We start from the raw sequence: 22231 nt of genomic DNA on the forward strand, positions 1-22231 counted from the left end.
AAGGAATGAGGATATGTCAAAAGAGATAGCAAAAAAACGTATAGAAGAACTGCGTGATTTGTTAAATACATTTAACTATCAATATCACGTATTAGACAATCCTTCTGTTTCTGATGCGGAATATGACCGTGATATGCAGGAGCTTATAAAATTAGAAGCAGAGAACCCTGAGTTTATGAGTGAAGATTCTCCCTCCGTTCGCGTTGGGGGAACTATTCTTGATATATTTGAAAAAGTAACACATAAGTCACCAATGTTAAGTTTAGGAAATGCATTTAACGAAGGGGATTTACGTGATTTCGACAGAAGAGTACGTCAAGGAATTGATGGTGCGAATGTAAGATATATATGTGAATTAAAAATTGACGGGCTTGCCGTTTCGCTTCATTATGAAAAAGGACGCTTCATTCAAGGGGCGACACGTGGTGATGGTGTAACGGGTGAAGATATTACTCAAAATTTAAAAACGATTAAAGCTATCCCACTGCGTTTAAATGAAGAAGTAACGTTAGAGGCACGAGGCGAAGCTTATATGCCGAAGCGTTCATTCGTTAAACTAAATGAAGAAAAAGAGCAAAATGGGGAAGATGTATTTGCGAATCCGCGTAATGCAGCAGCAGGTTCAATACGTCAACTTGATCCGAAAATTGCAGCGAAGCGTAACTTATCTATGTTTGTGTACGGTCTTGCGAATGTAGAAGAAAAAACAATTCCATCGCACAGTGAATCGCTTGATTTCTTAGGTGAACTCGGATTTAAGACAAATCCAAATCGCCGTACATGTGAAACAATCGAAGAGGTTATAGCTTATGTAGAAGAATGGCAAGAAAAACGTCCGCATCTTGATTATGAGATTGATGGAATCGTTATAAAAGTAGATGATGTTGCTCTTCAAGAAAGTCTAGGAACTACAGCGAAGAGTCCAAGATGGGCGATTGCTTATAAATTCCCAGCTGAAGAAGTTGTAACGAGATTAACAGGCATTGAATTAAGTGTTGGCCGAACAGGGGTTGTAACACCGACTGCAGAGCTAGAGCCAGTGAGAGTTGCTGGTACGATTGTTCGCCGTGCTTCTTTACATAACGAAGATTTAATTCGTGAAAAAGACATTCGAATTGGTGACTACGTTGTTGTGAAGAAGGCTGGAGATATTATTCCTGAAGTTGTGAACGTTATTTTTGATAAGCGTACTGGTGAGGAAGAAGAATACCGCATGCCAACGCATTGTCCAGCATGTGAGAGTGAACTTGTTCGTTTAGAAGAAGAAGTAGCACTTCGATGTATAAATCCGACTTGTCCGGCTCAAATTCGAGAGGGATTAATCCATTTCGTTTCAAGAAATGCGATGAATATTGATGGACTTGGAGAACGTGTCATTACACAACTCTTTGATGCAGATTATATTCGTACATTTGCTGATTTATATGCATTGACGAAAGAGCAATTATTACAGTTAGAACGTTTTGGTGAAAAATCAGCAACAAACTTAATACAGGCAATTGAAAATTCTAAAGAAAACTCGTTAGAGCGATTATTATTTGGTCTTGGAATTCGCCACGTTGGAGCGAAAGCAGCACGTACATTTGCAGAGCACTTTGAAACGATGGATGAGCTTGTAAAAGCAACAGAAGAAGAACTAAAAGCAATTAATGAAATTGGCGAAAAAATGGCTCAATCTGTTGTGACATATTTTGATAATGAAGATGTATTAGAGTTATTACAGCAGTTTAAAGAGTATGGCGTGAATATGACATACAAAGGTATAAAAATTGCAGATTTACAAAATGTTGAATCTTACTTCGCAGGAAAAACGGTTGTTTTAACAGGTAAGCTAGAAGTTATGGGACGAAGTGAAGCGAAGAAGAAGATTGAGGCATTAGGTGGAAAAGTAACAGGAAGTGTTAGTAAGAGTACAGATTTGGTTGTTGCAGGTGAAGCGGCTGGTTCGAAATTAGCACAAGCGGAGAAACATAATGTTGAGGTTTGGAATGAAGAGAGGTTCTTACAAGAGCTAAATAAGTAAGAGGTGCAAACTTACCATGAAAAAAATAGCATTAGCGGTATTAAGCCTTGGCCTACTTATAAGTGGGTGTAGTACAGGTGCCGAAAAAGATGAAAAAGTGGCTGAGAAATCGGGGAAAGCAAAAGAACAATCAGTTGTTCCAAAATACGCTATGTCGGATGAATATTATAAGACGACTATTCCATTTGATGGTGGAAAGGCACGTGGTTTAGTCGTGCAAGGAGTAAATAATCGTCTTGATATAGATGAATTTGAAACAGGATTAATGCGTATTGCGAAGGAATCATTTAGTACGAAAGATTATTTCTTTAAAGGCGGAGATACTCTAGAGGCTCAATATGTACAAATGCTTGTCAAAAGAAAGCGTACAAATGCTGAACAGAAAGAACTAGAAGACACGTTAAAAAAAGATGCAGTTAAATTTCCAAACATAGGATTAAATCCAGCTTTAGGTGAAGGATCCGAAATACTAGAAGAAAAAAACAAAAAAAATCCAATATATATTTCCAATATTTTAGAGCATGATTATTATGTGAAAAACGGCGACAAAGATGAGCGTAGCGGCATTGTAGTTGGATTAGCAATGAATTCAGTGCATTATTATAATGAAGAACATGGTTACCCGCGTGAAGCTACAATCTCGAATGAAAAAATGTTAGCTGAAGGGAAAAAAATGGCGCAAGAAGTCTTGAAGTTTATGCATCAAAAAGATCCTGCAACAAAAAACCTTCCGATAACATTTGCAATTTATCGTCAGGCTCCGAAGGCTTCACTTGTGCCAGGTAACTTTGTTTCTTATGCCAATGTTGAAAAAGGTAGTGAAACGGTTGAAGATTGGAAACAAATTAATGAAAAATATTATTTGTTCCCATCTGAGCAAGCGAAAACAGATAATAAACGTGAAGATCTTGCAAGAGTATCCAACTTTAAGGCAAAACTAAGCGATTATTTCCAAGGCGACTATACAGCTGTTATTGGTACTGGTATGTATAGAGATGATGAATTAAGAGAAATGAAGCTTGATATTCCTGTCCAATTTAATGGAAAAGCTGAAATAGTTGGTTTTACACAATATGTGGCAGGGCTTGTTATGGAATACTTCCCGAATTATATGAAAGTACAAGTAACGATTAAATCTGTAGAACGCCCAGAAGCTATTATTATACGTGAAGCAAAACAAGATGAACCACTTGTGAAGATTTTAGATTAAATATGAAGGCTGTTCCTCTATGGAACAGCTTTTTTTCTTATGTAATTTTGTTATAATTTAAAATGTTGTAAAAAATAGGGGTAAGGGGTAAAGCTCATGGAAGAATTAAGTTTTCAAGTCATTATTTTATTAATTGCATTCGGTTTTTTAGCAGCTTTTATTGATTCCGTTGTTGGAGGAGGAGGGTTAATTTCGCTTCCTGCACTTATGTTTGTTGGCTTATCGCCAGCTTCGGCAATTGCAACGAATAAATTAGCAGCAACGATGGGGACGTTTACGAGTGCGATGTATTTCATTCGATCAGGAAAAGTTGATTTTAAAATTGTAGGAAAGTTAATCCCGTTAACTATTGTTGGAGCTGTTGCAGGTGCTTTAGTAGTAAAATTTATTCCATCGGATATTTTACGCCCATTAGTACTTGTAATGTTGGTATTTATTGCTATTTATATTATTGCAAAAAAGAATTGGGGAAGTGTGTCTACCTATAAGAAGATGACGCAAAGAAAAACATTAATATTTTTCTTTGTTATTTTAATGATAGGATTTTATGATGGGTTTTTTGGACCAGGGACAGGGTCATTTTTAATTTTTGCATTTTTATTAATTGGTTTGGATTTTATTCAAGCGGCAGCATCTGGAAAACTTTTGAACTTTGTTAGTAATATTGTATCTTTAATTACTTTTTTATTTTTAGACATAATTCATTTTGAATACGGTATTATCATGGGATTATCAATGATCTTAGGTGCTTATTTTGGATCGAAGTTTGCGATTCAAAAAGGCGTTGGATATGTAAGGACTTTATTTTTATTAGTTACTATATTATTGATTGGGAAAAATGTTTTGGAATATACTCATATTTTGTAGATTCATACGCATGTATGAATCTCTTTTTTTTATTATATTTTAAAAATTTATTAATTTTTAAAATATAAGTCTAGGAATATTTGAATAAATCTAAATTATCGTGTAGAATAATGTTGTAAAATGTAAACGTTTTTCTAAGGGGAGGCTAAAAAAAATGGTAGTAGCATACAAACATGAGCCATTTACAGATTTTTCAGTGGAGGCTAACAAATTAGCGTTTGAAGAAGGTTTAAAGAAAGTAGAATCTTATCTTGGACAAGACTATCCATTAATTATTGGGGGAGAAAAAATCACTACAGAAGACAAAATTGTTTCTGTAAACCCTGCAAATAAAGAGGAACTTGTTGGTCGTGTTTCAAAAGCAAGCCGTGAGTTAGCTGAAAAAGCAATGCAAGTAGCGGATGAAACATTCCAAACTTGGAGAAAATCAAAGCCAGAAATGCGTGCAGACATTTTATTCCGTGCTGCAGCAATCGTTCGTCGCAGAAAACATGAATTCTCTGCTATTCTTGTAAAAGAAGCAGGTAAGCCATGGAATGAGGCAGATGCTGATACAGCAGAAGCAATCGACTTTATGGAATATTATGGTCGTCAAATGTTAAAATTAAAAGACGGTATTCCAGTAGAAAGCCGTCCAATTGAATATAATCGTTTCTCTTACATTCCATTAGGAGTAGGTGTTATCATTTCTCCTTGGAACTTCCCATTCGCAATTATGGCAGGTATGACAACAGCTGCTTTAGTTTCTGGTAACACAGTATTACTAAAACCAGCTAGTACAACTCCTGTAGTAGCAGCGAAATTTATGGAAGTATTAGAAGAAGCTGGCTTACCAGCTGGTGTAGTAAACTTCGTTCCAGGTAATGGTTCTGAAGTTGGTGACTACTTAGTAGATCACCCTCGTACACGTTTCGTAAGCTTCACTGGATCTCGTGATGTAGGTATCCGTATCTATGAGCGTGCAGCGAAAGTAAACCCAGGCCAAATTTGGTTAAAACGCGTTATTGCTGAAATGGGCGGTAAAGATACAATCGTTGTTGATAAAGAAGCAGATCTTGAATTAGCAGCTAAGTCTATCGTTGCATCAGCATTCGGGTTCTCAGGACAAAAATGTTCTGCATGTTCTCGTGCAGTAATCCATGAAGACGTATACGATCACGTATTAAATCGTGCTGTTGAATTAACGAAAGAATTAACAGTTGCTAACCCAGCTGTATTAGGTACAAACATGGGCCCTGTTAATGACCAAGCTGCATTCGATAAAGTAATGAGCTATGTTGCAATTGGTAAAGAAGAAGGTAGAATCTTAGCAGGTGGCGAAGGAGACGATTCTAAAGGCTGGTTCATCCAACCAACAATCGTTGCTGACGTTGCAGAAGATGCTCGCTTAATGAAAGAAGAAATCTTCGGACCAGTAGTAGCATTCTGTAAAGCGAAAGACTTTGATCATGCACTTGCAATTGCAAACAATACAGAATACGGTTTAACAGGTGCTGTTGTTACTAATAACCGTGACCATATTGAAAAAGCACGTGAAGAATTCCATGTGGGTAACTTATACTTCAACCGTGGATGTACTGGTGCAATCGTAGGTTACCAACCATTCGGTGGCTTTAACATGTCTGGTACAGACTCTAAAGCTGGTGGCCCTGACTACTTAGCACTTCACATGCAAGCAAAAACTACTTCTGAAACTTTATAAGAAATAGTAAAGGAGCTCTTCACAGAATGTGAAGAGCTCCTTTTAAAATTGAAATCCCGTATATTACCATCGTTCGAAGGGAATGAGCTAAAACCTATTAATAGCGGGATAAACATGTGAACAGAAATAAAATGATGAGAAAAGTTGACTTATTAGTCATATTTTTTAGTATTCATTTTGAGAATTTCCTGTATAATACAATTTGAAAGAAAATCTATGGTTCGACAAGGAACACTCCTTTCAGTTTTGCTCACTGAAAGGAGTGTTTTTTTATGTAGCTAAAAATTCTTGCGTGCTTATTACATTTGCATATACGCCATTTAAACTAGCTAAAATTGTATTGTGAATATAAACAGCTGGTATAGTAGCGTTCTTAAAAGAAAGGTCTTTTGTAGCACAAGCATCATGTATAACGGTACATTGAAAGCCAAAATCGAATGCAGCCCTTACTGTTGCATCAATACACATATGAGTCATCATCCCGCATACAACGACATGTTCAATATTTAAACGTTTTAATTGCTCTAGAAGATTAGTTTCTCGGAAGCTATTTGGATAATGTTTGAGTATAACTGTTTCTTCTCTAAGTGGACGTACGCTTTCGTGAATATGTACACCTTCTGTATTAGGTAGGAAAAAAGTAGTGTCATCTTTTATAGCTACGTGTTGGATATGAAAAATAGGTTCGCTGTTTGTTCTAAAGTGTTGTAATAACTGATTAGCATATTCGCTTGCTTCTACTGGATTACGCAATTCCATCTTTCCATTTGGAAAATAATCGTTTTGAATATCGACGAGTAAAAGAGCTGTTTTCATATATTTATCTTCCTCCGAGTTTCATATTCAAATAAATTTATTCAATTCGTAGAGAGGATTCTCCTGTTTAAAAATATGAGGAAGAAGAATTTTAAATAACCTTGAAAGTTACTATTTTCTTATGAATGTTCATCTGAAAATTTCGATAAAGGAATAATTAATATTTTTCTAAAAAATGTATTGACTCTTATTATTCTGAGTTCTATAATGAGAATTAATTAAACGACAATTAAATCGATACATTCTTATCCAGAGAGGTGGAGGGACTGGCCCTACGATACCTCAGCAACGGGTTTTTTAATACCGTGCTAACTCCAGCAAGCCATATAAAGGCTTGGAAGATGAGAAGATGTGAACGAGTACATATAAGTGCTCTCCTTCTTAATCTTTATGGTTGATAAGAAGGAGAGCACTTTTTATTTTACCTCGAAAGCTCTACTTCAAGTTTTTACAGCATATAGGAGGGGGAAAAATGATTTCTTTTAACAATGTAAGTAAAGTGTATGAATCAGCTGGGCAATCTGTTCATGCGGTGGAGGATGTAACATTATCAGTTGAGAAAGGCGAAATTTTTGGCATTATTGGTTTTAGTGGCGCTGGAAAGAGTACGTTATTACGCCTAGTAAATATGTTAGAGAGACCGACGGCAGGAACGATTTCAATAGATGATAAAGATATTACATCATTATCGACGAAAGAATTACGTAAACTAAGACAAAGAATTGGAATGATTTTTCAAAGTTTTAATTTATTTAATTCAAGAACAGTATTTGGAAATATTGCTTATCCATTAAAGTTAGCGAAAGTACCAAAGAATGAGATAAAAGAAAGAGTAAATGAACTGCTAAGGTTTGTAGGGCTAGAAGATAAAGCAAACTATTATCCAGAACAGCTATCAGGTGGACAAAAGCAGCGTGTTGGTATTGCTAGAGCACTTGCGACATCGCCAGATATTCTTATATGTGACGAGGCAACATCAGCCTTAGATCCAGAAACAACGACAGAAATTCTAAACTTATTAAAGAAGGTAAATCGAGAATACAATTTAACAATTCTTCTTATTACACATGAAATGCATGTTGTGAAAGAAATTTGTCACCGTGTAGCTGTAATGGAGAAGGGAAAAGTTATTGAAGAAGGAAAACTGTTTGATGTTTTCACGCAACCAAAAACAAAGACGACTCAAAACTTTGTACGTTCTGTTATTAATGATCATTTACCAGAAAGTGTTCTAGCGAAAATTCAAAATGGTGGTCAAATTTATCGTCTAACATTTACTGGTGAGGAGACAGGACAGCCGGTACTATCATATATCGCAAAAAATTATAACGTCGATGTAAATGTACTGTACGGAAATATTATTGAACTTCAAAATGTGCTATTTGGAAATCTTCTTATAGAATTGCAAGGTGAGCAGAGGGAAATTCAAAAAGCATTACAACATCTAAGACTGCAAGTGCAGCTGAAGGAGGTAGAAGCTCATGCGAGTTGATTGGAGTATATTTTGGCCGCGCATACTAGATGCGACGGGGGATACCCTCTTAATGGTAATTGTAACCCTTATATTTGCTACAATTCTGGGTATACCTCTAGGTTTACTTTTATATGTAACGAGAAAAGGAAACTTTTTAGAAAATAAATGGGTCTTTTCTATTCTTAACATTATCATTAATACAATTCGTCCGGTACCATTCATTATCTTTTTAGTAGCTTTAAGTCCACTAACAAGAAGTGTTATCGGAACGACGATTGGAACAGCAGCGGCAATTTTCCCGATGACGTTAGTCGCATCAATTGGTATTGCTAGAATGGTTGAAACAAATCTTGTTTCCGTTCCGAAAGGAGTAATTGAAGCAGCACAAGCAATGGGCGCCTCGCCAATTAGAATCGTTTTTGAAATCCTTGTACCAGAAGCGTTAGCACCATTAATCTTAGGTGTCACATTTATGACAGTTGGTTTAATTGAATTTTCTGCAGTTGCTGGGCTTGTCGGTGGTGGCGGTCTTGGTGATTTAGCAATGACATATGGTTATCAACGTTTTGATACATCGGTTATGTTCGTAACGGTTGTTTTACTTATTATTCTCGTACAGATAGCTCAAAATTTAGGAAACTACTTTGCGAAAGTCTTGTTACGCAGATCATAAAAAGGAAGAGAGGAAAAGAAAATGAAGAAAATTTTAGCATTTGCATTATCAGCGATTGTAGGAATCTCAGCATTAAGCGGCTGCTCAAGTGGAGACACGGGTGCAGGAGCGAAAGAAAAAGTAGTTCGCGTCGGTGTAACTGGAACGGATGGAGACGCTTGGGAAATTTTGAAGAAAAAAGCTGAAAAAGAAGGGATTAAAGTTAAACTGATTGAGTTCTCTGATTACACAACGCCAAATAAAGCGTTAGCTGATGGAGATATTGAATTAAACTCATTCCAGCATATTGCTTTCTTAGAGCAATTTAAAAAAGAGCATAAGTTAGATATTACAGCTGTTGGTACAACGCAAATTGCACCAATGGGTTTATACTCTGAAAAATATAAGAAAGCAAATGAAATCCCAGATGGTTCAGAAATTGCAATTCCAAACGATCCAACGAACCAAGCACGTGCATTAAAACTTCTTGATGCAGCTGGATTATTAAAGCTTAAAAAAGATTTTGGCTTATTTGGAGATCCAAGCGGCATTGCTGAAAATCCGAAGAAATTAAAAATCACGCCGGTTATCGCACAGCAAACACCTCGTGTATTAAAAGATGTAGCAGCTTCAGTTATTAATAACGGTGTTGCTGGTCAAGCTGGATTAGATCCAGCGAAGGATCCTATTTTCTTAGAAGATCCAAAGAATGAAAATGCGAAGCCTTATATTAATATTTTCGCAGCTCGTACGAAAGATAAAGATGATCCAACACTGAAAAAAGTAATTGAATTATATCATTCAAAAGAAGTAACAGATGCAATTAAGAAAGAAACAAATGATGGTTCAATTTCAGTTGACCTTTCACTTGAGGAGCTTGAAAAAATCGTAAAATAATGATTGGGTTTAATGGACTAACAGAAGGAACCCCTCCGCTGTTAGTTCGTTCAACATATAATCTACTTAACAAACGAACCCTAATTCTGTACCTTCCAATTTTGTATAACGTAGAATCCAATGTTTGTTAAGTAGAGTAATGGATCAGGAGTTTTCCTGGTCTTTTTTTATGAATGAAAGTAGATAGCGAACAGTAAGGTAATCTGAAAAACCAATTGTTTAGATTGTTTTTTCAGATTAGACAGAAAACTTTCTTTAAAATAGTATTCTTTTATGATAGATTTATAAATATAAAACTAGAATTTACATAAAAATCCATCATGGTAAATATACTTATCTATAATGGGTATACAGCTAACGAGGGGGAGAACGATGAGAAGACGTAATACGCAAGCGTTCACATTTTTAGCATGGACTTCATTTGTTTGTGCGCTTTCAGGTATGCTAATTGGGATTTATACGTTAGATGAAACGCTTAGTGTAAAAGGATACTATTTAATTGGAACATTATTTTTAACGATGTCTTGTTTTGTATTACAAAAAACAATTCGTGATAATGAAGAAGATAACGAGAGATTTCCGAAAAATAAACCGTTAGATAAAGAGTAAATTGTAAAGAAAGGCATTTGCCTTTCTTTTTTTATGTAAAAATGGCGTAAGTACTCTGTGTTGACTTGCTTGAAGTACTGAAAATTTGGTATCATCAATAGTATTGTAGATTGAACGATATATTATGGAGGTGGCCTAGCCGTGTCAAGAATTTCCGTTGAGAATGTAAAGCACGTAGCACATTTAGCACGTCTTGCAATTACTGATCAAGAAGCAGAAAAATTTCAAAAACAACTAGATGCAATTGTTACATTTGCAGAACAGTTAAATGAATTAGATACAACAGATGTAAAACCAACAACTCATGTATTAACTATGAAAAATGTTATGCGTGAAGATGTACCAGAAAAAGGTTTACCAGTCGAAGAAGTATTAAAAAATGCACCGGATCACAAAGATAATCAAATCCGTGTTCCAGCAGTATTAGAATAGAGGAGGGGAATTTCGATGTCATTATTTGATCATTCAGTATCAGAGTTACATAAGAAGTTAAACAACAAAGAAATTTCCGTTACGGATTTAGTAGAAGAATCTTACAAACGTATTGCGGATGTTGAAGATAACGTAAAAGCTTTTCTTACATTAGATGAAGAAAATGCACGCGCAAAAGCGAAAGAATTAGATGCAAAAATCGGCGCTGAAGATAATGGTTTATTATTCGGTATGCCAATTGGTGTAAAAGATAACATTGTAACTAACGGTCTTCGTACAACTTGTGCGAGCAAAATGTTAGCAAACTTCGATCCAATTTATGATGCGACAGTTGTGCAAAAGCTAAAAGCTGCTGACACAATTACAATCGGTAAATTAAACATGGACGAGTTCGCAATGGGTTCTTCAAATGAAAACTCAGGATTCTACGCTACGAAAAACCCATGGAACTTAGATTACGTTCCGGGCGGATCTAGTGGTGGTTCTGCAGCAGCTGTAGCAGCAGGAGAAGTACTATTCTCTCTAGGTTCTGATACGGGTGGTTCTATCCGTCAGCCAGCTGCATATTGCGGTGTTGTAGGTTTAAAACCAACTTATGGACGCGTATCTCGTTACGGATTAGTAGCATTCGCATCTTCACTTGACCAAATCGGACCGATTACACGTACAGTAGAAGACAATGCATACTTATTACAAGCTATTTCAGGTATTGACCGCATGGATGCAACTTCTGCAAACGTTGAAGTTGGAAACTATTTAGCTGGTTTAACAGGCGATGTTAAAGGTTTACGCATTGCTGTACCGAAAGAATACTTAGGCGAAGGTGTTGGCGAAGAAGCTCGTGAGTCAGTACTAGCTGCTTTAAAAGTATTAGAAGGTATGGGCGCAACTTGGGAGGAAGTATCGCTTCCACACTCTAAATACGCTCTAGCAACGTATTACTTACTATCTTCTTCTGAAGCATCTGCGAACCTTTCACGCTTTGATGGCGTGCGTTACGGTGTTCGTTCTGATAATGTAAATAACTTATTAGATCTTTACAAAAACACACGTAGTGAAGGTTTCGGTGATGAAGTTAAACGTCGTATTATGCTTGGTACATTTGCCCTTAGCTCTGGTTACTATGATGCATATTACAAAAAAGCACAACAAGTACGTACATTAATTAAAAATGACTTTGAAAATGTATTTGCTAACTATGATGTTATTATTGGACCAACAACACCAACTCCGGCATTTAAAGTTGGAGAAAAAGTTGACGATCCAATGACAATGTATGCAAATGACATTTTAACAATCCCAGTAAACTTAGCGGGTGTTCCAGCGATTTCAGTTCCATGTGGATTCGGTGCTAACAACATGCCACTTGGTCTACAAATCATTGGTAAACACTTCGATGAAGCGACAATTTACCGCGTTGCACATGCGTTTGAGCAAGCAACAGACTATCATACAAAAAAAGCAAGTCTGTAAGGAGGCGAGCATAGATGAATTTAGAAACAATTATTGGTTTAGAGGTTCACGTTGAGTTAAAAACAAATTCGAAAATTTTCTCTGCGAGTCCAACAGAATTCGGAGCGGAGCCAAATACACAAACAAGTGTAATTGACTTAGGATACCCAGGGGTACTTCCTACTTTAAATAAAGAAGCAGTTAACTTTGCAATGAAAGCTGCAATGGCATTAAACTGTGAGATCGCAACGGAAACGAAGTTCGACCGTAAAAACTATTTTTATCCAGATAATCCGAAAGCTTACCAAATTTCTCAATTTGATAAGCCAATTGGTGAAAATGGTTGGATTGAAATCGAAGTAGACGGTAAAAAGAAACGTATCGGTATTACACGTCTTCATTTAGAAGAAGATGCTGGTAAATCAACGCATACAGCTGATGGTTCATTAGTAGACTACAACCGTCAAGGTATGCCTTTAATCGAGATCGTATCTGAGCCAGATATGCGTACGCCAGAAGAAGCATATGCATACTTAGAGAAGTTAAAATCAATCATTCAATATACTGGTGTATCTGATTGTAAGATGGAAGAAGGTTCTCTGCGTTGTGATGCGAACATTTCTCTTCGTCCAGTTGGACAAGAGAAGTTTGGTACAAAAGCGGAACTGAAAAACTTAAACTCATTCACTTACGTACAAAAAGGTCTTGAGCACGAGCAAGTGCGCCAAGAAAAAGAACTGTTATCTGGTGGTATCATCCAACAAGAAACACGTCGTTATGATGAAGCAACGAAGAAAACAATCTTAATGCGTGTGAAAGAAGGATCTGACGATTACCGTTACTTCCCTGAGCCAGACTTAGTTGAACTTTACATCGACGATGAGTGGAAAGAAGCAGTTCGAGCTTCTATTCCAGAACTTCCAGATGCGCGTAAAGCTCGCTACGTTGCAGAAATTGGCTTACCAGCTTATGATGCACACGTATTAACATTAACGAAAGAAATGTCTGATTTCTTTGAAGCAACTGTTGCAGACGGTGCTGATGCGAAATTAACATCGAACTGGTTAATGGGTGAAGTACTTGCATACTTAAACAAACAACAAAAAGAATTAAAAGACGTTGCATTAACGCCTGCTGGTTTATCTAAAATGGTTCAATTAATTGAAAAAGGTACAATTTCTTCTAAAATCGCGAAGAAAGTATTTAATGAATTAATCGAAAAAGGTGGAGACCCAGAAGAAATCGTTAAAGCGAAAGGTCTTGTTCAAATTTCTGACGAGGGTACACTTCGTAAAGTTGTAACAGAAATTCTTGATAATAATGAGCAATCTATCGAAGACTTTAAAAACGGTAAAGACCGTGCAATTGGGTTCTTAGTTGGTCAAATTATGAAAGCTACAAAAGGACAAGCAAATCCACCGCTTGTTAACAAAATCTTACTTGAAGAGATTAATAAGCGATAATAGTAGTGACTTTTAAAGATTAAGCAGAAAAACACCCGTACATGGGTGTTTTTCTAGGTTAATCAAACGTTTGTTTAAATGAGACAAAATCGTTTAAACAAACGTTTGATTAACTGTCAAAAGTGGAAAAATGTTTGTATAGCAACTATGGTATGATAGTTGCAAAAAGGTGGGAATAATGATAAATCTAAACATAGAGGTTTTTTTTCATCTCATGAAATAATAGATAGTTATTATTCGTTATATGTAAATTTTTATGGAAGAATGGATAGAAATAAAGTGAAACTTTAATCAGTGGGAGGTTCATCCCCAACTGATTATTAGCCCACACCAATCGGGCATTTACTGTCCGCAAATAGCGGGATAAATTTTTTGGTCAAATAAAACAAAACCATTGAAATGAATATTTACTTTTGATGGACTACACGAATCGGGTTCTTACTGCCTGTTTGAGCGGGATAAAAGAAGGATAGCAAGATGAGAGGAGGTAGGCATGGGAATACTGAATAGAAGTTCGGTATGTTCTTTTTCGATGCATAAAGAAATTTCCTGTGCTAATAAATGATGAAGCGAGCAAGAATTATTTATAATCCTACTTCTGGGCGTGAGCTATTTAAGAAGAGCTTACCAGAAGTATTACAAAAATTAGAACAAGCTGGCTATGAGACATCTTGTCATGCGACAACGGGTCCTGGAGACGCTACTGTGGCGGCGAGGCAAGCTGCGGATCGTAAGTTTGATGTTGTTATTGCCGCTGGTGGCGACGGTACATTAAATGAAGTAGTAAACGGTTTAGTTGGACATGAATTCCGCCCGAAATTTGGAATTATTCCAGTTGGAACGACAAATGACTTTGCACGTGCGATTGGTGTACCTCGTTCTATTGAAGAGGCAGCAGATATTATTTGCGAAGGAAAAACAGTGCCATTAGACCTCGGTAGAGCGAACGATACATATTTTATTAACATCGCTGGTGGCGGTCGTATTACAGAATTAACATACGAAGTACCGAGTAAGTTAAAGACAGTATTAGGACAACTTGCTTATTACCTAAAAGGTATCGAGATGTTACCATCATTGCATCCGACATATGTTGAAATTGAGTATGATGGAAAGTTACTACAAGAAGAAATTACAATGTTTTTAATTACGAATACTCGTTCAGTAGGTGGATTTGAAAAGGTAGCACCGTATGCATCTATTAACGATGGGTTATTTGACCTATTAGTACTGAAAAAAGGTTCTATCGCTGATTTAATTAAAGCAGCAACACAAGCACAACGTGGTGAACATATTAACAATCCAAAAGTGTTATATACACAAGCGAACCGAATTAAAGTACATTCACCAGATAAACTAATGATTAATTTAGATGGTGAGTATGGTGGAGATGCACCGATGGAATTCGAAAATATATATCATTGTTTAGAACTATTTGTTCCTGAACATCAAGAGGATGCCTTGTAAAGGCATCCTTTTTTACTTTGTTAAAATGAATTGTAAATTGGGAGTTAGTTTGATTTTTATGGTATTTTTACAATTCTTTTATTTTACATCCATACTTTATTGATACACTGGAAGAGATAAGAAATGAGAGGTAGGATGCTATGGAGAAGATAAAGGCGATATTATTTGATAAAGATGGGACATTAATGGATTTTCATTCAATATGGATAAAAGTAGCTGAAGAACTTGTAGCTGAATGTATAAGTTTATATCATTTACCAAATACAATACGGCAGACCTTATTAGAAGAGATTGGTGTAGAGGGAGCATTTGTTAATCCGAGGAGTGCAATAGCTGCTGGAACAAGCCTTGATGTAGCGAAGGGGCTTTGTAATTATATTGAGTCTGCTAGAGAAGAAGAGATGCATCATTGGGTAAGTGAGAAGTTATTTTCCCTTATGTATGAGCATCGTTCGCATATGAAAATGACAGCGAATTTACCGAAAGTGTTACAGGCATTAAAAGATAAAGGATTTATATTAGGGGTTGTCACGGCGGATGATTTTGCACCAACAGAATTATTTTTAAAACAATATAAGTTGGAGAACTTTTTTGATTATATTATAGCCTCGGATACATTCCCTGTGCAAAAACCAGATAAAAAGATTATAGAAGTGTTTTGTGAGAAATTTAATTTAGAATCATGTGAGGTTGCGGTTGTTGGAGATACGCCAACTGATTTACATTTAGCTAAAAATGGCGATTGCTATGCAATTGGGGTGCTATCTGGTACGGGAGACCGTCCAACATTAGAACCACTTGCTGATTTAGTGTTAGATTCTGTTGAAGAGTTTATTTCTCAATCGGGTGAGTTTTTCTGGGAGAAAGAAAAGTCTAATGTGTAAGGAAAATAAGTCTATAAAGACTCTTAATGAGTCTTTATAGACTTATTTTTTATGCCTGGATACAAAGAATATAGGATAAATGCTAGAAAAGAAAGTTGGCATACATTTTGCAATAAAAAGAGAAAACAATGTAAAGAAAAGGATGGGGTACGCAATGAACACAAAAAAATTTGCTAAAGTAAATGAACAAATTCCAGGACCGAAAGCGGCATCTTTATTAGAACGCCGTCAAAATATAGTACCAAAAGGAGTAAGTAACGGCATCCCAACGTTTGTACAATCTGCAAATGGTGCTCTTGTAACAGATGTTGATGGCAATCAGTACATTGATTTTGCAGGAGCAATCGGGACAATTAACGTAGGGCATTGTCATCCAACGGTTAAAGAAGCGCTCCATAAACAAGTCGATCAATACATTCATACTGGATTTAACGTCATGATGTATGAGCCATATATTGAATTAGCGGAAAAACTTGCGGCATTGGCACCAGGAAGTTTCGATAAGCAAGTCCTCTTTTTAAATAGTGGTGCAGAAGCAGTTGAGAACGCGGTGAAAATCGCTCGTAAATATACGAAGAGACCCGGTATTATCGCATTTTCTAAAGGTTTCCACGGGCGTACATTAATGACAATGACGATGACAAGTAAAGTGAAGCCATATAAATTTGGGTTTGGTCCCTTTGCTCCAGAAGTATATAAAGCGCCATTTCCATACGAATACCGTCGCCCAGAGGGATTAACGGAAGAGCAGTATGATGATTTTATTATTGAAGAGTTTAAGAACTTCTTCATATCGGAAGTAGCGCCAGAAACAATTGCAGCTGTTGTAATGGAACCTGTTCAAGGGGAAGGTGGATTTATCGTCCCAAGTAAGAAATTTGTTCAAGAAGTACGCCGCATTTGTTCAGAGAATGGCATCTTATTTGTAGCGGATGAAATACAAACAGGCTTTAGTCGTACAGGAAAATATTTTGCAATTGATCATTATGATGTCGTTCCAGATTTAATTACAGTGTCTAAATCATTAGGGGCTGGTGTACCGATAAGTGGTGTCATTGGACGTAAAGAAATTATGAATGAGTCTGCACCAGGTGAACTCGGTGGAACGTATGCAGGAAGTCCATTAGGATGTGCGGCTGCCTTAGCTGTTCTCGATGTAATAGAAAATGAGAAATTAAATGATAGAGCGATAGAATTAGGAAAAGTCGTAATGAATCGATTCGAAGAGATGAAAAATAAATATCATTGCATCGGTGATGTGCGTGGGTTAGGAGCAATGTGTGCATTTGAGGTCGTTCAAGATCGTAAGACGAAAGCACCTGACAAAACGTTAACGGCTAATCTATGTGCAGAAGCAAATAAGCGTGGGTTACTTTTATTATCAGCAGGAACGTATGGAAATGTTATCCGTGTGTTAATGCCTTTAATTATTACAGATGAGCAACTTGAAGAAGGATTAACAATAATTGAAGAATCGTTGCAAGCTTGTTATAAGCAAACAAACATCGCTCGCGTTTAAAAACTGAAGTATAAATAGCAAACATTCTAGCTGACTCTATATTAAATGCAGAAAATTCACTTTATAATAAAGGTAGTGAAGTGGATCGATGGATTTGAAGTTAGGGGTGGCTAGGATGGTTGCAGAAAAGGAACGAGTGTTAATGGATTTAAAAGATGTATTTGAATATGCGTTTGACGAAATTTTTGTTACAGATGAGCAAGGGATCGTTGTGCGTGTAAATAGTACATGTGAAAGGCACTATCAACTAGCTGCAGAAGAGTTAGTTGGTAAGCATGTAAAAGAACTACAAAAGGATGGAATCTTTTATCCATCAGCGACATTAGAAGTGATTGAAAAAAAGAGGCCAATTGAACTCGTTCAAACTACAAAATCAGGAGAGTATTTACACGTTCGTACAAGGCCTGTTTTTGATGATGAGGGAAATTTAAGAAGAGTGATTAGTTATTCTCGGGACCTTACTGAACTCTATCAATTACGTCAAAAGGTAGAGGAAATGGATAATCAGCTAAAAACATATAAAAAAGAATTAAGAGAAACATATGAGCATGAAGGACTTATTTTTAAAAGTCTAGCTATGCAAAAAATAGTCGATACAATCAAAAAAGTATCTGTAGTGGATAGTACTGTTCTCGTTTTAGGCGAGACTGGAGTAGGAAAAAGTCGATTAGTACGCCATTTACATGAAGTGAGTCACCGTAAGAATGAAAGTTTCTATGAAATTAATTGTGCGGCATTGCCAACTAATTTAATTGAATCGGAGCTTTTTGGATATTCAGGTGGATCTTTTACAGGTGCGAATCGTGAAGGGAAAAAGGGACTATTAGAATCCGCGCATAAAGGAACTCTTTTTTTAGATGAAATCGGTGAAATGCCGATTGAAATTCAAGCGAAGCTTTTGCAAGTATTGCAAGAAAAAACATTTCGTCCTATAGGCGGAAGAGAATTAAAAAAAGTGGATGTTCGAATTGTGGCGGCAACAAATAGAGATTTAAGCGAGATGGTGAAACAAGGAACATTTCGGAAAGATTTATACTATCGTCTGAATGTCATTCCAATTGCAATTCCCCCGCTTAGGGAGAGAACAGAAGATATTTTGCCGCTTATTTATCATTACTTGCAGCACTTTAATAAAAAGTACGGACGTGATGTGAAACTAGCGCCGAGTACGTTACAAATGTTTGTTGGATATCCGTGGGAAGGAAACAATAGAGAAATAGAGAATGTAATTGAGAGAATTGTTATTACTGTCGATGATGTTGTAACGGTAGAGGATTTGCCACTCTCTATGCAAGAGGCTGCAGTTGAACAATCGGGGCAAAGCCTTTATAAAATGCTGGAAGAGGTAGAGAGAAATATTATTCTTAAAGCGTATAAAACGTATGGATCAAGTTATAAAGTGGCTGAGTTTTTGCAAATTAGTCAATCTGCTGCTACTAGGAAAATTAAGAAGTTCATAGAGGAGGAAGAAAACATTGGATAAAAAGGCGACTTTCGTAAGTATAGATAAAAAGGCGATGTATATAAATGGTGAGTGGATTACACTACAAGAACAAATTGAAGTAAATAATCCTGCGACGAAGGAAATATTTGCAACTGTACCAAAAGGCGGAGTAACAGAGGCAAAGCAAGCTGTTGATGCTGCACATGAAGCTTTTAAAACGTGGTCTAAGTTAACAGCAGCGGATCGTGCAGCGAAATTAAAAAAGTGGTTCACACTTATTGATGAAAATAAGGAAGAAATCGCAGCGATTATGACGAAGGAACAAGGAAAGCCGTTTGCAGAAGCGCTTGGTGAAGTAAATTATGCAAATAGCTTTGTTGAATGGTATGCAGAAGAGGGGAAACGTGTATATGGTGAAATGATTCCTGCTTCTCATCCGAATAAGCGCATTTTAGTTATGAAGCAACCAGTTGGCGTTATGGCAGCTATTACACCTTGGAACTTCCCAGCAGCGATGATTACGAGAAAGGTTGCTCCAGCGCTTGCAGCAGGCTGTACAGCAGTTGTAAAACCTGCAAGTCAAACACCACTAACTGCATTAAAATTAGCTGAATTAGCACATGAAGCGGATATTCCAAAGGGTGTAATTAATATCGTAACAGGTAGTGCAAAAGCAATTGCTGATACGTGGATGGAAGATGGTCGTGTGCGAAAAGTGTCCTTTACAGGGTCAACGGAAATCGGAAAAGAGTTAATGGCTAGTGCGGCGCAAACGATGAAAAAAGTTTCACTTGAGTTAGGTGGTCACGCTCCGTTTATCGTAATGAATGATGCAGATTTAGATAAAGCAGTAGAAGCGGTGATTGGTTCGAAATTCCGTAACGCAGGACAAACGTGTATATGTACAAACCGAGTATTCGTTCAAGAAGAAGTATACGAAGTATTTGTAGAGAAGTTCCAAAAGGCAGTAGGGCAGTTGAAAGTAGGAGACGGTTTCGGTGACGGAACGACTGTCGGACCACTTATTGATGAGAATGCAGTTTCAAAAGTACAAGAACATATTGAAGATGCTATTCAAAAAGGTGGAAAAGTTTTATATGGTGGTCAAAAGGTCGCAGAGTTAGAGGGACATTTCATTCAACCGACTGTAATTGGGTTGGCAAATGATACGATGCTTTGTATGAACGAAGAAACATTTGGGCCAGTGGCACCAGTTGCGAAATTTAAAAAAGTTGATGAAGTAATCGAACGTGCAAATAATACACCATACGGTTTAGCTGCGTATATTTTCACGAAAGACATTAGCCAAGCATTCCAAATTAGTGAAGCGCTAGAGTACGGTATTATTGGTCTAAATGACGGTCTTCCATCAGTTGCACAAGCACCATTCGGTGGCTTTAAAGAAAGTGGTATCGGCCGTGAAGGAGGCCATTTCGGCATCGAGGAATATTTAGAAATTAAATATATTTCATTAGGACTATAAGTAGTATACTAGAATCTCTATAAGGTAACAGAGAAGGAGATTCTAGTATGGTATATTGGCTATTATTACTTGTTACAATTATTTTTGAAGTGGCTGGAACAATTGCGATGAAACTATCAAATGGTTTAACAAAGCTCGTTCCAAGTGTATTGATTTTCGTATTTTATGGAATTTGTTTCAGCGTGTTCGCCATCGTTGTGAAGAAGATTCATTTAAGTATTGCTTATGCTATTTGGTCTGGCGTTGGAACATTACTTATTACAATCATTAGTGTGTATTTTTTTAAAGAGCACATTAGCTTATTCCAAGCATTTTGTATTCTTTTTATTGTTTTGGGTGTCATTGGTCTTAAGGTTTCATCGGCATCATAAAAGGCTATCTTCCTGTGTGGAAGATAGCCTTTTACTTTTATCCCGCTATTTTCCGGGCAGTAAGACCCCTACTTCAAAATTCAGCGAAAGCAAAGAAGTTAGGTGGGGGATCGGGCTGCCCGTAAAAGCCCAATTGGTGAGGGCTGATTAAAGTTTCACTTTATTAAAACGCCCAGTTACCTTTACGGAAGATAGGCTCATGTCTGCCATCAGCTGTAATACCGTCGATATCAAGCTCAGCTGATCCAATCATGAAATCTTCGTGTGTAATACTAGCGTTTGCGCCGTTTTCAGCAAGTTCTTCTTTAGACATTGTTTTTCCGCCATCTAAGTTAAATGCATAAGCATTTCCGATTGCAAGGTGGCAAGACGCATTTTCGTCAAATAGCGTATTGTAGAATAAAATATTTGTGTTTGAAATTGGTGAGTCGTGAGGTACTAAAGCTACTTCTCCTAAGAAGTGAGAACCTTCATCTGTTTCTACTAAATGTTTTAAAGCTTCTTCACCAGTTTCAGCTTTATAGTCTACGATACGTCCGTTTTCAAATGTTAACGTGAAGTTATCAATAATGTTACCTGCAAATGCTAGCGGCTTTGTGCTAGACACTTGGCCGTTTACACCTGTTTTAAGTGGCATTGTAAATACTTCTTCAGTTGGAATATTCGCCATAAATGGTACATTCTTTTCATTTAAGCTACCAGCACCAGCCCATACATGTTTTTCTGGAAGTTCGATTGTTAAATCTGTTCCAGGACCTGTATAGTGAAGAGCTTTATAATGCTTTTCGTTTAAGTAATCCACTTTTGTATGTAATGTTTCATCATGTTCTTTCCATGCTTCTACAGGTTTTTCTAAATCAGCGCGAGTAGCTTTGAAAATAGCATCCCATAGCTTTGCTTCTTGTTCTTCTGGCGCTATGTCAGGGAATACTTTCGCAGCCCATTCTTTCGTAGGAACAGAAATGACACACCAGCTTACTTTATCAGCTTGTACGTAATCACGGTATACTTTCATCGCTTCTCCAGCTACCTTATGAGCTGTTGCGATACGGGTTGGTTCTACACCTTTTAATAAATCAGGGTTTTCTGCATAGATAGACATAAATGCAGCGCCTTCTTTTGCTAATTCTTCACGAGCATGTGCTTTCCAAGAAGGAAATTCAGAGAAAGCTTCTTCAGGAGCTAGATCGAACTTTAAGCGTGTTAACGTCTCGTCATTCCAATCCACATATACGTGTTTTGCACCAGATTTATATGCTTTCTCTGTAACGAGGCGTACAAATTGTACAGCTTCAAGAGGTGCGCTAATTGATAAAGTTTGTCCAGGTTGAATATTAACACCAACATTAACTGCAAGAGCAGCATATTTCTCTAACGTTTGTTCAAATGACATATGTATAATCTCCTTTAATTTGAAAAATTTCTTACTATATATAATACAAGAAAATTCTAAAAATATATATAAA

18 protein-coding genes, 1 pseudogene and 1 riboswitch are annotated in these 22231 nt (G+C 36.8%); of the genes and pseudogenes, 17 read left to right on the top strand and 2 right to left on the bottom strand.

Annotated features, from left to right (window positions below):
• The first annotated feature begins 13 nt into the window (after positions 1–13).
• The 4 genes from ligA (at position 14) to pruA (ending at position 5802) form a co-directional block, all read left to right on the top strand.
• The gene (gene ligA / locus MHI26_RS01750) at positions 14–2023 is read left to right on the top strand and encodes an NAD-dependent DNA ligase LigA (protein ID WP_000031419.1); all 2010 of its coding nucleotides are present in this window, start codon (positions 14–16) and stop codon (positions 2021–2023) included.
• Between the two features lie 16 nt (positions 2024–2039).
• Complete coding sequence (locus tag MHI26_RS01755) at positions 2040–3233, top strand: CamS family sex pheromone protein (RefSeq protein ID WP_000717021.1); 1194 nt, start codon at positions 2040–2042, stop codon at positions 3231–3233.
• A gap of 96 nt (positions 3234–3329) precedes the next feature.
• Entirely contained in the window at positions 3330–4100 is a 771-nt protein-coding gene (locus MHI26_RS01760; protein WP_000391978.1) for a TSUP family transporter, read from the top strand.
• A gap of 154 nt (positions 4101–4254) precedes the next feature.
• The gene (gene pruA / locus MHI26_RS01765) at positions 4255–5802 is read left to right on the top strand and encodes an L-glutamate gamma-semialdehyde dehydrogenase (RefSeq protein WP_000259556.1); all 1548 of its coding nucleotides are present in this window, start codon (positions 4255–4257) and stop codon (positions 5800–5802) included.
• A gap of 250 nt (positions 5803–6052) precedes the next feature.
• Here pruA and MHI26_RS01770 read toward each other — a convergent pair.
• Positions 6053–6618: pseudogene (locus MHI26_RS01770) on the bottom strand (cysteine hydrolase family protein).
• Positions 6619–6860: 242 nt separating this feature from the next.
• Positions 6861–6966, top strand: a riboswitch (SAM riboswitch).
• Between the two features lie 124 nt (positions 6967–7090).
• On the opposite strand from MHI26_RS01770, the gene MHI26_RS01775 reads away from it, so the two are divergent.
• From MHI26_RS01775 to MHI26_RS01835, 13 genes are all read left to right on the top strand, one after another.
• Complete coding sequence (locus MHI26_RS01775; protein WP_000622971.1) at positions 7091–8110, top strand: methionine ABC transporter ATP-binding protein; 1020 nt, start codon at positions 7091–7093, stop codon at positions 8108–8110.
• Complete coding sequence (locus MHI26_RS01780) at positions 8100–8765, top strand: methionine ABC transporter permease (RefSeq protein WP_001261865.1); 666 nt, start codon at positions 8100–8102, stop codon at positions 8763–8765. Before MHI26_RS01775 ends, MHI26_RS01780 begins: the two co-directional genes overlap by 11 nt.
• 21 nt (positions 8766–8786) lie before the next feature.
• Positions 8787–9641, top strand: coding sequence for a MetQ/NlpA family ABC transporter substrate-binding protein (locus MHI26_RS01785; RefSeq protein WP_000721588.1), 855 nt, complete (start codon positions 8787–8789; stop codon positions 9639–9641).
• A 372-nt stretch (positions 9642–10013) separates the two neighbouring features.
• Positions 10014–10250: a YiaA/YiaB family inner membrane protein gene (locus tag MHI26_RS01790; RefSeq protein ID WP_001254393.1), complete on the top strand. Its 237-nt coding sequence runs from the start codon at positions 10014–10016 to the stop codon at positions 10248–10250.
• Positions 10251–10391: 141 nt separating this feature from the next.
• On the top strand, positions 10392–10682 hold the full coding sequence (gatC, locus tag MHI26_RS01795; protein WP_000086999.1) for an Asp-tRNA(Asn)/Glu-tRNA(Gln) amidotransferase subunit GatC: 291 nt from the start codon (positions 10392–10394) through the stop codon (positions 10680–10682).
• A 15-nt stretch (positions 10683–10697) separates the two neighbouring features.
• Positions 10698–12155: an Asp-tRNA(Asn)/Glu-tRNA(Gln) amidotransferase subunit GatA gene (gene gatA / locus MHI26_RS01800; protein WP_000051441.1), complete on the top strand. Its 1458-nt coding sequence runs from the start codon at positions 10698–10700 to the stop codon at positions 12153–12155.
• Between the two features lie 14 nt (positions 12156–12169).
• Positions 12170–13597, top strand: coding sequence for an Asp-tRNA(Asn)/Glu-tRNA(Gln) amidotransferase subunit GatB (gene gatB, locus MHI26_RS01805; RefSeq protein WP_001047683.1), 1428 nt, complete (start codon positions 12170–12172; stop codon positions 13595–13597).
• A 561-nt stretch (positions 13598–14158) separates the two neighbouring features.
• Complete coding sequence (locus MHI26_RS01810) at positions 14159–15064, top strand: diacylglycerol kinase (RefSeq protein WP_000977679.1); 906 nt, start codon at positions 14159–14161, stop codon at positions 15062–15064.
• Between the two features lie 140 nt (positions 15065–15204).
• Entirely contained in the window at positions 15205–15948 is a 744-nt protein-coding gene (locus tag MHI26_RS01815) for an HAD family hydrolase (RefSeq protein WP_061666176.1), read from the top strand.
• 154 nt (positions 15949–16102) lie between these two features.
• On the top strand, positions 16103–17467 hold the full coding sequence (gene gabT, locus MHI26_RS01820) for a 4-aminobutyrate--2-oxoglutarate transaminase (RefSeq protein ID WP_042973203.1): 1365 nt from the start codon (positions 16103–16105) through the stop codon (positions 17465–17467).
• A gap of 115 nt (positions 17468–17582) precedes the next feature.
• Complete coding sequence (locus tag MHI26_RS01825) at positions 17583–18950, top strand: sigma-54 interaction domain-containing protein (RefSeq protein WP_000225140.1); 1368 nt, start codon at positions 17583–17585, stop codon at positions 18948–18950.
• Positions 18943–20394, top strand: coding sequence for an NADP-dependent succinate-semialdehyde dehydrogenase (gabD, locus tag MHI26_RS01830; RefSeq protein WP_000358122.1), 1452 nt, complete (start codon positions 18943–18945; stop codon positions 20392–20394). Before MHI26_RS01825 ends, gabD begins: the two co-directional genes overlap by 8 nt.
• A gap of 47 nt (positions 20395–20441) precedes the next feature.
• Entirely contained in the window at positions 20442–20765 is a 324-nt protein-coding gene (locus tag MHI26_RS01835) for a DMT family transporter (protein WP_000263262.1), read from the top strand.
• 163 nt (positions 20766–20928) lie between these two features.
• Here MHI26_RS01835 and MHI26_RS01840 read toward each other — a convergent pair whose 3' ends face one another.
• Positions 20929–22158 carry an aminopeptidase gene (locus MHI26_RS01840; protein ID WP_000007374.1) on the bottom strand — a complete coding sequence of 410 codons (1230 nt, stop codon included), beginning with the start codon at positions 22156–22158 and terminating at the stop codon, positions 20929–20931.
• Positions 22159–22231 lie beyond the last annotated feature (73 nt).

The organism is Bacillus sp. FSL K6-1218 (genome assembly GCF_038006445.1).
Taxonomy (GTDB): domain Bacteria; phylum Bacillota; class Bacilli; order Bacillales; family Bacillaceae_G; genus Bacillus_A; species Bacillus_A thuringiensis_S.